This is a genomic window from Paenibacillus sp. FSL R7-0163 (genome assembly GCF_037969975.1).
Taxonomy (GTDB): Bacteria; Bacillota; Bacilli; order Paenibacillales; family Paenibacillaceae; genus Paenibacillus_AQ; species Paenibacillus_AQ odorifer.
On record NZ_CP150224.1, the window covers coordinates 1878003 to 1890668 of the forward strand.

10 protein-coding genes and 1 pseudogene are annotated in these 12666 nt (G+C 38.2%); 9 read left to right on the forward strand and 2 right to left on the reverse strand.

What is annotated here, in order from left to right; translation table 11 throughout:
- Nucleotides 1–34: 34 nt before the first annotated feature.
- From NST45_RS08305 to NST45_RS08320, 4 genes are all read left to right on the forward strand, one after another.
- Nucleotides 35–1183, forward strand: coding sequence for a VanZ family protein (locus NST45_RS08305; RefSeq protein WP_076141035.1), 1149 nt, complete (start codon nucleotides 35–37; stop codon nucleotides 1181–1183).
- A 154-nt stretch (nucleotides 1184–1337) separates the two neighbouring features.
- The gene (locus NST45_RS08310; RefSeq protein WP_038572078.1) at nucleotides 1338–2105 is read left to right on the forward strand and encodes an ABC transporter ATP-binding protein; all 768 of its coding nucleotides are present in this window, start codon (nucleotides 1338–1340) and stop codon (nucleotides 2103–2105) included.
- Nucleotides 2092–4011: an ABC transporter permease gene (locus tag NST45_RS08315; RefSeq protein WP_076141034.1), complete on the forward strand. Its 1920-nt coding sequence runs from the start codon at nucleotides 2092–2094 to the stop codon at nucleotides 4009–4011. Before NST45_RS08310 ends, NST45_RS08315 begins: the two co-directional genes overlap by 14 nt.
- A 5-nt stretch (nucleotides 4012–4016) precedes the next feature.
- Complete coding sequence (locus NST45_RS08320) at nucleotides 4017–4370, forward strand: YxeA family protein (RefSeq protein WP_076141033.1); 354 nt, start codon at nucleotides 4017–4019, stop codon at nucleotides 4368–4370.
- Nucleotides 4371–4452: 82 nt separating this feature from the next.
- Here the strand turns inward: NST45_RS08320 and NST45_RS08325 are convergent, their stop codons facing one another.
- A complete protein-coding gene (locus NST45_RS08325; protein ID WP_076141032.1) occupies nucleotides 4453–5847 on the reverse strand; it encodes a HAMP domain-containing sensor histidine kinase in 1395 nt (464 codons plus the stop codon).
- A 6-nt stretch (nucleotides 5848–5853) separates the two neighbouring features.
- A complete protein-coding gene (locus tag NST45_RS08330; protein WP_076141031.1) occupies nucleotides 5854–6555 on the reverse strand; it encodes a response regulator transcription factor in 702 nt (233 codons plus the stop codon).
- 333 nt (nucleotides 6556–6888) lie between these two features.
- On the opposite strand from NST45_RS08330, the pseudogene NST45_RS08335 reads away from it, so the two are divergent.
- The 5 genes and pseudogenes from NST45_RS08335 to NST45_RS08355 all read left to right on the forward strand — a co-directional run.
- Nucleotides 6889–7486: pseudogene (locus tag NST45_RS08335) on the forward strand (MMPL family transporter); the annotation flags it as partial.
- Nucleotides 7487–7791: 305 nt separating this feature from the next.
- The gene (locus NST45_RS08340; protein ID WP_036688728.1) at nucleotides 7792–8655 is read left to right on the forward strand and encodes a MurR/RpiR family transcriptional regulator; all 864 of its coding nucleotides are present in this window, start codon (nucleotides 7792–7794) and stop codon (nucleotides 8653–8655) included.
- A gap of 572 nt (nucleotides 8656–9227) precedes the next feature.
- Entirely contained in the window at nucleotides 9228–10133 is a 906-nt protein-coding gene (murQ, locus tag NST45_RS08345; RefSeq protein WP_076141028.1) for an N-acetylmuramic acid 6-phosphate etherase, read from the forward strand.
- Nucleotides 10134–10190: 57 nt separating this feature from the next.
- Nucleotides 10191–11645: an extracellular solute-binding protein gene (locus tag NST45_RS08350; RefSeq protein ID WP_036688723.1), complete on the forward strand. Its 1455-nt coding sequence runs from the start codon at nucleotides 10191–10193 to the stop codon at nucleotides 11643–11645.
- Between the two features lie 104 nt (nucleotides 11646–11749).
- The gene (locus NST45_RS08355; RefSeq protein ID WP_036688721.1) at nucleotides 11750–12652 is read left to right on the forward strand and encodes a sugar ABC transporter permease; all 903 of its coding nucleotides are present in this window, start codon (nucleotides 11750–11752) and stop codon (nucleotides 12650–12652) included.
- The last annotated feature ends 14 nt before the right edge of the window (nucleotides 12653–12666 follow it).

Consider the following 12666-nt stretch of genomic DNA (forward strand, 5'->3'; position numbering starts at 1 on the left):
TGAATACTAAATCATTTTGGGGTGTGAACTAGAAATGTCAGCATATACTCAACCGATCTTTGTGGCAGCGATCTTTTTTGTGGTTTTAGCATTTGCCTTATTTATCCCATGGCTCATTTATACCTATAGAAAATATAATTACCTTCCCTTTTCTACCACGTTAGTTTCGTTTTCGTTTATCTTTTACTTTCTAGCAGCGTTATTTTTAGTATTGTTGCCGTTGCCGGAAATACGTAATACTTGTTCTCTTCAAAAACCGGGCACACAACATTATTCACTTATGCCATTTCAATTTATAGTGGGCACCTTTGGCAATAGTGGCATCGTGTTATCACAGCCAGCTACTTATAGACTGTTATTTAGCCAACCCTCATTCTATCAAGCTTTTTTTAATTTCTTGCTATTATTACCTTTTGGTGTTTATCTGCGTTACTTTTTTCATGATAAAAAATATTGGAAGAAAGCTCTAGGCTTCACGTTCCTATTAACTTTATTTTATGAGATAACACAGGTAACCGGTATTTACGGGATTTATAATTGCCCTTATCGTATTTTTGATGTGGATGATTTATTGTTAAATACTTCTGGCGGAGTACTGGGGTTCTTTATTGCTCCAGCCGTGTTGGCGTTATTCCCATCAAAAAAGAAAATTAAGGAGAAAGCAGAAAGATTATTAGCTCTTGATGAAGTAAGAGGGATGTCTGTGTTACTGGCTGTTATTATTGATCTATTTATCAGCAACCTAGTAGTTAAAGTTGTGTTGAGTATGACCAACGTTAATATGGTTAGTGAATTTATTGCGAGCACAATTACACTTTCTGTAACCTTTTTTATTATTCCGATAATTTGGAATGGATCGACAATCGGTACGAAAATAATGCGTTATCGCTATGACAGTAAAATAAGTCGAGTGGAAACTAACAAGCGATTATTTAAACGCTTTGGTGCCATTTACGCGATGTACTTCATAACAGTCATTGCGAATATTTTGAATAATGTGGAACTATCAATGGATTCTCCATTTTATAAGGCATCTATATTCTTAACGCTAGGTGCTGGATTGACCTCCATTATTTTAACGATCGTGTTGTTCATCCATATTGTCTTAGTCGTGTTTGGCAAACAAAAACGCCGCTTTTACTTTGATGAAGCTTCTGATTTATATACAACCAGAAAAAAATGAATGCTATTCAATAGCAAAGGGATACTCCGTAGTCTTAAATGGCTACAGGGTATCCCTTTTTTTGTAGATTTAAGCTTGTTGTAAGGTTGGCATGAATTTGCTGTAAGGTTCGGTGCCTATAGTATAAGTATCAGCAAATTATGAGGTGAAATGAATGGAACCATTATTAAAAGTAGAAAACGTAAAAAAAGTGTACGGGAAGTTAAGTGCTGCTTACACAGCGTTGGAAAACGTGTCTTTTGACATTCATGAAGGTGAGTTTGTAGGGATTATGGGACCTTCCGGAGCGGGAAAATCAACCTTGCTAAATTTGTTAGCAACCATAGATTCTCCAACAGAAGGAAAGATATATATGAAGAACAAGAGTATTCATGATCTGAAGGAAGCAGCTTTGTCAGACTTCCGGCGTGAACATCTCGGGTTCATCTTTCAAGATTACAATTTACTCGATTCCTTGACGGTAAAGGAGAACATATTGCTTCCCCTGGCGATTGCTAAAATTCCAGCGAAGAAAATTAATCACCTCGTGACTCAGATCTCTAAAGTATTTGGGATTGAAGATTTACTGGGGAAATATCCTTACCAAATCTCTGGGGGTCAAAAGCAAAGAACCGCTGCGGCTAGAGCGCTCGTGACAGAGCCAGCACTGATTTTGGCTGATGAACCAACAGGTGCACTTGACTCTAAATCAGCAACAGATTTATTGGAAAGCTTAAGTACTTTAAATGAAAATAACAATTCGACCATTATGATGGTAACCCATGATGCCTTTGCCGCAAGCTTCTGCCGCCGGATTATTTTCATCAAAGATGGTTCGTTTTCAACAGAAATCTATCGTCGTGATCAGACACGCAAAGCCTTCTTCCAAGAGATCTTAGATGTTCATGCGGCCATTGGGGGTGAGGTAGATGACGTTATTTAGTCTAGCAAGAAAAAATATAGCCAGAAATTTCTCGCAATATTTTTTATACATTGCATCGATGGTGTTTAGTATCATCATTTACTTTACATTTGTGACCTTAAAATATAGTGATACGATAGCAGAACAGACGGCTTCATCCCAAAAACTGGGTTCCCTAATGAGTGGCGCGGCAGTCATTCTTATCTTTTTCGTGTTCATATTTATAGCTTATTCCAATTCATTTTTTATGAAAAAACGTAAAAAAGAAGTCGCACTGTATGCGTTGCTGGGGGTACGTAATCGTCAAATAGGTTTTATGCTCTTTTTTGAAAATTTGTTATTAGGATTATTCTCTTTAATAGTAGGGATTGTATTTGGCTTCCTCTGTTCAAAAGGATTTATGACGATTTTGATTCATTTAATGGGTTATGACGTTGTAGCACCCTTTACATTTTCAATGGCGGCAGCGATGAACACGGCTATCGTATTTCTAGTTATATTCTTAGTGACATCATTTCAAGGCTACCGCTTGATCTATCAATTTAAGCTGATTGATTTATTTCATGCTTCCAAAAAGGGAGAAGTGGCGCCTAAACCATCTATGATAGTAGCTGTTCTTGGAGTGTTACTTATTGTCTTGGGCTATTGGCTTGCAATGCAGGACCTTTTCACTTCTAAGGTATGGGCAAAAATCGGATTTCTCATGACCGTATTAATTATTTTAACAACGGTAATTGTGGGTACATTTTTATTGTTCCACAGTGTGACTGGCTTTGTGTTAGCAATGATTAAGAAAAATGAAAAGTGGCTGTGGAAAGGCCTTCATGTAATAACCATATCGCAGCTGCTCTATCGTATCCGTGGGAATGCACGTACATTAACTGTGATTGCTGTGTTGAGTGCTACAACAGTAACTGCCGGTGGAGCGGTCTATAGCCTGTATTACAATACGAATGACTCGGCAAAAACGATTAATCCGAATACCTTTATGTATCAATCAACAGATGCAGAAATGGATAAACAAGTAAATGCTGTACTGCCAGCTACAAAATATGATGAAAATATCGATGCGCTATCCATTACGTTTCATACAAAAGAATTAAACTCACCATCCTCGTTCGATAGCTCTGATAAAAGAGGGTATACAGTTATCGATGAAAAAACATACAACAACTTAGCAAATGTACAGCATAGAGAAAAATTAAATGTAAAGGATGGTTACGCGGTTATTTTAGATATCGGATATGACAAAAGGTTCTCACCTATGTATACAGGAAAAACTATAACAACAGGCAACGGCCATCCACTCACATTCCAAAGCTTTAAAACACAAACCGTATTGAATGCAGGCACAGCAGGTATAACAGTTGTAGTCTCGGATGAACAGTATAAAGTATTACGGAATGATGGAGAAGTGCTACGCTATCGTGTTCTTGGGATAGAGGATGCCTCTGTGGATTTATCTGCAAAAATCGCAAACCATTTGCCTGAAGAAGCGCCATTTTCCAGTAGGCCTCAAGATTACCAAACAAGCTTGGAAAGTGTGGGTTCTCTACTTTTTATAGGAAGTTTCCTTGGGCTCGTATTTCTGGCTGCAACAGGCAGTATCATTTACTTTAAAGTTTTAACAGAGGCAGAAGAGGATAAAGCACAGTACAATATGCTGCATAAAATGGGTGTCAGTGCAAAAGAAATGCAGAAATCCATTGCGTCACAGGTATTCGTTATCTTTGTTGTACCGCTTATAGTAGGGTTATTGCATAGTGTAGTGGCTTTAAAAGCATTCTCTAGTCTACTGATGATAGATTTAGCAAAGCCAGTGTTGCTCTGGATGATTGCTTATACCGTAATTTACGGGTTGTATTATTTCTTAACCGTAGCTTCATACAATCGTATTATCACACTAAATAATAGAACAGAAGGATGATTGAGATGAAAAAATTTCTAACCACTATGGGTATTTTGTTTGTTATTGGGGTTGTAGGTGTCTTTGCTCTAGCAAAGATTGATTTCAATCGCATGAATGCCGAAAATTACTATTTACAAATTACAGAGGATGGGGAACCCCATGAATATAAACTGAGTGATGGTACAGTGATGACTTCCTATTCGTATACACTAGAGGCTACAAATGCTAAAGGTAATACAATTCCACTGGAATTTAATGCACAAAAAAATCTTCGTAAAGGCGCCTACTTAAAAATGTATGTAAAAAAAGGTGATCAAGTCTCCTCATATGATGAAGTGAAAGTAGAGGATATTCCGCTAAAAGCAATAAAAAACTAATAAATTGAAGAAGGGCTGTCTCCAATAAAGGTAATGGAGCACAGCCCTTTTCTCTGCCTAATGAGTAAGTAAGGCATTTGTATTATAAAAGTATAGTAATGGTGGTTCCGGTATTTTCAATGCTCGTCATATCGAGGTTCCCCTCATGAGCCCAAATAATGTCTCTTGCGATGGCCATTCCTAAACCAGTACCATGCTTGCTGGTTGTATTTGTACCCCGATAGTAGCGTTCGAAAACCTGTTCCAGATCTTTAGTTGGAATACCCTGACCATTATCAGAAATCGAAATTTGGGTATGACATTCGGGACCTGTATCCACTCGAATCTTCACCACGACATTTTCATCGTTATGCACCAGCGCGTTGTAGATCAAGTTAAGGATCGCTCGTTTTAGTAACTTTTTATCTACTTTATGCATTGCTTTAGCCACATTCGCCTCAAACTCTATCTGCCGTTCACCAAAGGTCGGGTCATTTAAAAGTTCAATCGTCATTTCTCGTAGAAACTGAACGAGATTCACCTCTTCAAATTGCAGGGATAGCTGGTGATTACGTAAACGTGTTGTTAAATTGAGGTCATCTAACAGATCTTTCATATACATCGATTTACTTTTGATAATTGACGTGTATTCCTGTAATTCTTGGGCTGTTAAATCTGTGGCACTGTCGTTAATAAATTCTGCATAACCTTGAATAGAAGCAAGTGGTGTTTTCATGTCATGTGAAACATTGCTAATCCATTCCTCACGCATTTGATCGAGACGTTTACGCTCCTCTTCATGCCGATCGAGCTTTTCAGATAGTTCATTCATATTACGAAAAACATCTTCATAAACACCTTTGGGAGTAGGCATTTTCTTAAAACGTCGTTCCCTGAGCTGTTGAATACCCTCTATTAATGTATGAAGGGGTGCAGTTAACTTTTTCCCAAATAGAAATCCAATGATGATTACAATAAGCACATCAACGATTAAAAAAATGGAAAGAAAAACATTAACATCTTTGAAAATTTTAGCGTAGTCATAGGTCATTACGTAGCGGCCTATTTTAGGATTATTAATCCCTAAAAAGTAACTGAAATTTTGGGCTTCGCTGACAAAAACCGTCGTGCGTGCATCTAATTCTTTATATTTATACATTTGGACAATTTCAATAGGAGAATACTCTGTTTTCAATTCTTCAGGGGTATAAAAGGCTGCTGCTTGCTCCCCTTGGTCATTCAAGAATTGTACCCAGGCGCTCATTTCTTGTAGTTTTTTGAGACCTTCTTCGTTCACAACAGGTTTGCCAGCCTGTAGTTCTACGTATTGTGAAAAGGTTCGGCTAAAGGTTTCTGCAGATGCTTCTTCAGTGCCAAAGTTATTATTATTTACCTTTATAAAGAATAGGGAAAGGAACAAAATCGCGTTTACAATACCAACGATCACAACAATAGTCATAACCGATCTTAGAAAGCGGAGTGTCAATTTCCATTTCAACTAGGCTCACTCCTTGGTATTTAATTTATAACCTAACCCTTTAACCGTCAAAATAAAGGTAGGATTTGAAGGGTCGGCCTCAATTTTTTCGCGTAATCGCCGAATATGTACCATCACTGTATTATCGGAACCAAAAAAGTCCTCACCCCACACCTGTCCAAACAAGGTTTCTTTGCTTAGAATCTGATTGGGATGATGCATAAAACAGCTCATTAAACCGACTTCTTTGGCGGTTAGCACGAGGACCTCGCCATTCTTTTTTAATTCTGTCTCATTGGCACTAAGCTCAAAGGGGCCAGCTTGTAAGCTTTTCGGAGCCTTTTTTTCTTCTGTAAAGCCAGCTCTTCTCAGTTGTGCCTTTACCCGATAAGCGACTTCTTTCGGACTGAACGGTTTAGTAATATAATCATCGCCACCTATCGCCAGTCCTAACAGCTTATTAATTTCCTCGTCTTTTGCAGACATAAATAAGATGGGTGCATTTGATGTTTCCCGAATTTTTCTGCATAAGTCATATCCTTCTCCATCTGGGAGCATAATATCTAGCAATATAAGCTCAGGATTATACTCCTGGAACTTGTCCCAACCCTCTGCAACGGTCCCGGCAGTTACAACGTCTGGAACACCTTCTTTATGTAAAACAGCCTTCATTAGACGCGCTAAATCATCTTCATCGTCTATGATTAATACCCATTTACGACTTGCCATTTATTTCCCTCCAAATCCGTCTTTATGTACATTATTACATTATAAAGGACTCTTTATTTCTTGCGCAAAAAAATCGCAAAAGAAAGGCTTGCATGAAGATGGGGATTACATAGACGAACATAGCAAAGCAATATTCGGTGATTTATTAAAAATTCATTCTAGATATAGCCAAATCAGGTAAGGAGGAGAAATTGTTACGCCCCCTGCCTTCCATGGCATTGATCTGCACTGTATATAGCCCTTTGAAGAAGTTCGCTAAAATGATGGAAGAAGGTGAGTTACTGTATTCGCTTGAGCTCGAAGAAGAACTTGCAGACAGCTTTTGGAATGCCATTAGATGGCAGCGACTTGCAGGTGCAAGCAGCCTTAACAGGAACAACTGCAACCAATGCTGATTTGCAGAATATTTCACAGGATGACTTTGTACGTACAGCCGTGATTATGCTGGTCGGAATCATAATTGTGCCAATAGTCATTACGCGCTCTGTGTCCAGCTCTCTGTTCATTATTGCTTCCTTGGTGCTAGAGTACTTACTTCTCTTGGAATCAGTGAAATCTTGAGCTGGATCGTTCCATTTTTCAGCTTCATTATGATTACAGCCCTAGGCGTTGATTACAGCATATTCCTGATGATGCGGTATAACGAACTTGAAGGGGATGTTGGATCGAGAATTGAGTGGCATCACGTTATATGGTTGGTGTAGTATTGTCTGCTGCCTTTATTCTAGGAGGTACCTGCGCCGCGTTGATTCCTTCGGGCGTAATGACACTTTTACAGGTAGCATTCGTAATAATCATTGCACTATGATTACTAAGTGTAGCGGCCATGCCGGTGTTCTTGACTGCATTAAAGCAGCTTGCTAGCAAATTAAATGGTTCAAGCAACGGTGCTACATCAAAGAATGTAGTTGACAAATCGAGTCATATTTAGAGGGCAGTAAAATTTAAAAATACATGCGTATTACGTATGCTGAGAACAATAGAAAGAATCTTCGGGGACCTTTGTGGTCCCTTGTTTCACCATATCAGAAAGTATATAATTATCGACTATACCTTACAACTTTATTACGCTATAATCAACGTAAAGTCACCAGATGACCTAAGAGTAGGATGATTTTAATAGATTAATTAATATTAGCTTTTGATATGCCGAAACGTATTTTGTTATTGTAATAGGTTGTTTATATTGTTTATGATATTAATAAAGGTGTTAATTAAATCTAGAGTAGGTAGATTATGAGTCTAAATGACAACGTATTAATTAAAATTCGTGATATGCGAGAGAGTTATACACCAGTTGAACGATTGGTCGGAGATTACATTTTAGAAAATACGGAAGAGATCCCTCATTTGTCGATTAAGGAATTGGCTCAATCGAGTAAGACAAGTGATGCATCTGTCCTTCGTTTCTGTAAGACGATGGGTTACAGCGGATACCGCAATTTTATTGTGAGTATATCGGCATCTTTGGGTTCTCGTGATGAGGATTCAAAGGCTCAATATACTGATATTCAGCCAGGTGATGATCTCTCGACAATTATATCAAATATTTCATTGAATAATTGCAAGTCCATTGAGGATACGCTTAGCGTTATTGATCGAAAAGAAATTACAAGAGCTGTAGAATTACTATGTCATAGTAAGCGAATTGTTTTCTTTGGAATAGGTGCTTCGGGACTCGTTTGTATGGACGGGGAACAGAAGTTCTCGCGAATTAATAAGATGTGTCATGCCTATACAGATGGTCATAGTCAGCTCACGGCAGCAACTTTACTTGAGAAAGATGATGTTGCCATTTTCATTTCTAACTCTGGAGCAACTAGTGATATTATTGATGCACTGGAAATTGCCCAAAAGAATAGAGCGAAATGTATTGCGATTACGAAGTACAATAAAAGTGAGCTTGCGGAGCGGGCGGATATTGTATTGAGCATATCCACACCTGAAATAACAATCCGCAGTGGGGCTATGGGCTCGCGTATTGCGATGCTTACGATCATCGACATATTATTTGCTGGTGTCGCAAGTGCTGAATATGAAGAAGTAAAAACCTACTTAACAAAAACGCATAATATATTAAAGAAAAAACTTAGAAATTAGGTTCTGATAGAATGAATGTGGAGGAAAGCATTGATCATGGATCAATGCTTTCTTTTTTTGTATTTCATTCACTTATTCGTGTACTAAAATGTACTACTTATCAATCTATGTCAGATTATCTACATGATGAATACGTTGATCTAATGAATATAATAAGTAGTTTAATTCAATAATTAATAGCTTGGCACACAATTATGAGGAAGAAAATGAATGGAATCGAAGACGAAACATCATCCGGTTGAACACGGATGATGTAACTTTATGTTTCGTTTGGAGCAATAATCAGCAAATAATACATTTTTTTAAATCGCTTTAACCTTAGAGCCATAGCGATCAAAGCAATTGTTAAAAATTTAAATTGCATCTTGTAAGCGCTTTATAAATGTGGTATAACATAGTATGTAAGAAATGAAATAAAACATCAGAAATTAATTTCTTAGTGAAATTATATTTCAAAATCTATTGACGAAGCGATGGTGTTGTATTAGTATAAGAACATAATAATTGTAAGTTAATCTAACACGTTTTGTTAATTAAATGACAGATTAAGGCTGGGAAGAAGGAGGATGGCTATGAATGACTACCTTGCGGGATTGACAACAGAGGCTGTGAATCCAGACACATTAATGATTGATGAATGTACTACGGAAGAAATGATCCAGTTAATGAATCAACAAGATGCACTGGTCCCCAGAGCTATAGCTGAGGAGATTCCGCAGATTGCAAAGGCGGTAGATATTCTACATCATAGGTTGTCTAATGGTGGAAGAATGTTTTACATAGGAGCTGGCTCATCAGGAAGATTAGGTGTTCTGGATGCTTCCGAATGTCCTCCTACCTTTGGTACAGATCCTTCCTTGGTGCAGGGCTATATTGCTGGTGGTGATATTGCTTTGCGTACTGCGGTTGAAGGCTGTGAAGACGATATGGATGAAGGGATCGCATTAATCGAAAGCATTGGTGTAACAAACAAAGATGTACTTATTGGGATTTCGGCAAGCGGTAGTGCAAACTACGTTATTGCAGCTTTAGCGAAAGCAAAGGAACTTGGAGCAGCCACTATCGGTGTTTGTAACAACAGAGGCTCAAAGTTCGAACCCATTGTAGATGTTTGTATAACACCTGTTGTAGGACCTGAGGTCATTAGCGGTTCGACTCGATTAAAAGCAGGAACTGCTCAAAAGTTGGTGCTTAATATGCTGACAACATGCACAATGGTCAAGTTAGGAAAAACGTACAACAACTTGATGGTTGATCTGAAGGCTAGTAATTTTAAGCTCGTAGATCGCTCGATTCGTATCATCATGAACACGACTGGTGTAGATACATCAACCGCCGAAGAAACACTTGAAAAAGCATCTATGAACTGTAAGCTGGCAATTATGATGATTAAATCGGGGTTAGATGCAAAAGAAGCAGAACAAGTACTTAACGCAAACGGAGGACGCTTGAAACAGGCAATCGCATCATTGGTCTAGGTGAGAAAAGTGAAATAACAGGATGGATGCTATTAATAATTGAGGAGGCTGTTTTCGATGAAAAAAAGATCACGTGGATTAACTCTGTTTTTGTCAGGAATCATGATGGTATCACTATTATCGGCTTGCGGAGGAAACGGAAATAACGCTCCAGCTTCTACAGATTCCGGTAACACAGGAACTAGTAACGGTGGTTCTGAGCCTAAAAAGGATACGATTACAGCGCTTTTACCTCCGATATCAGCGAACTATCAAACACGTTTTGCTGATATGGAAAAAGAATTTAATACACTACATCCTAACTTGACTTTGAAAATCGAGCCAGCGAGCTGGGAAGATATGACGCAAAAACTTGATACTCAAGTAAATGCAGGTTCTCCTCCAGATATTGCTTTTATCGGTGCTTCAGGAATTTCGAAATATGCAGCACTTAATGTACTAATCGACCTTAACGGTGCCCTTTCTGATGAAGCCAAGGCAGATTATGACGAAGTTCCATTGAAATATTTCCAACTAGGTGACGCTCAATACGGCCTACCAGCGTATATGGAAATCCACACTATCGGTGGTAACAAACAATTCCTTGAAGAAGCCGGAATTGATTGGAAAAGCATTCAACAAAACGGTTGGACTTATGAAGAGTTCCGTAATGCAATTTCTAAAGGCGTAGTGAAAAATGATAAAGGTGAAACTACTCGTTATGGTTTCGTGTTCGCAACATCTGGTGTAGCATCTAAAGACTATCTAGCTATTCTTGCTAAAACTGCTGGTTTACCAGATTACTTCGATAAAGATCTTAAATATACGTATACAAGCAAAAACTTCTTGGGGCTACTTACATCTATTCGCGAAATGATCAACGATGGTTCTATGCCTAAAGAGCTAAGCTCTATCGATGCTGGTAAACGGTGGAACATGTTCCTAACGGGTCAAACGATGATTACAGGTAAAGGTTTATCTGCATTTGAAAACTCTGCTCGTCTAAACAATGAGAAGATTAAAGCGAACGATGGTTCAGCTGTTGCAGATTCTATTGAAGTTGATTATATTTCACTTCCAGTCCCAACATTCAACGGTGCCGATTATGTCCCTACTTCAATCGTTGATGGTTATATCGCACTTCGTGGTAAAAAAGCTCCATCTGAAGAGCACATCAAAAATATTGCCCTAGCAACGAATTTCTTGTCTTCTGGTTCAATTGCTGCTAACTACAGTAATGAGCTGTTCTTATCACCAATTACTGAATCTGCACGTAATGCAGAAGTACTTGAAAAATTCCCTCGTAACGAAGATAACGTTGCTGCAGGTAAAGCTATGATGGCAAAAGCGCTTCCGGCTCGTACAGATATTCCTACTGATCTGGCTGCTGAAGCATTAAAAATTGAAACAGAAGTTATTATTCCTAAACTACAAGCCTTACTTGCAAATGAGATTGCTCCACAAGAAATGTATGATGCAGTTAAAGCAGCTGCAATTAAATCTTTCGGTAAAGATGGTATTGTAGTTGACTAGTCTGTCGTAGGCTGACATGTGAAAGCTGTGCGTAGCTAGAACGTACAGCTTTCCTTCTAAATTAGCTAGAGCTTGTACTGTTTTTAGAAGAGAGGTGCGACCCAATGAATCAAACGTTGACTAAAAGAAAAAAATTGAAACTCGAAAGTGACTCAGGTTGGGGATACGCGTTTATCGCAGTAGCACTTATTGCGTTTTCTTTATTTACCGCATATCCAGTCATCAATGCTTTTATTATCAGCTTACAAAAATATGGTCCATTAGGATCCACTTTTGTCGGCGTGGATAACTTCGTTAACTCTTTTTCAGATGAACTTTTCTGGAAAGCGCTGAAAAATACGTTAGTATATACGCTATTAACTGTTCCGTTTAATATTCTTCTATCATTTTTAATTTCAATTTTGATTATTCCTTTCAAGAAAAAAACACAAACGATCTTTAAAGCACTATATTACTTGCCAGCCGTAGCATCTGGTGTAGCGCTTTCTGTTGTGTGGCTGTGGATCTTCGATCCGTTAAAATCAGGTATTGCCAATAAGCTCGTGAGTTTTTTAGGTATTGAAAATCAAAACTGGCTTGGTTCCAGTGCAACTGCAATGTTCTCACTTGTATTAATGTCATGGTTATCAAGTCATGGTACAGCAATTATTATTTATATAGCCGCATTACTCGCTATTGATAACAGCTATTATGAAGCAGCTGAAATTGATGGCGCGTCTTTCCTGCAAAAGCTTTGGTTTATCGTTGTCCCTTTCCTTAAGCCAACAACGCTATTCCTACTTGTTACTGGTGTTATCGGTTCCTTCCAAGTATTCCAAAACGCTTATCTTATGACAGGCGGTGGACCAGACCATGCAACAACAATGGTAGGTTTGTTAATCTTTAACAATGCGTTCACATATTTTGAGTTTGGTGAGGCAGCGGCACAATCATTAGTTCTAGCAGCGATTATCGGATTTATCTCATTCCTTCAATTCAAGTTTATAGGTAAAGATGTAGAATACTAGGAAAAGGAGCAGAA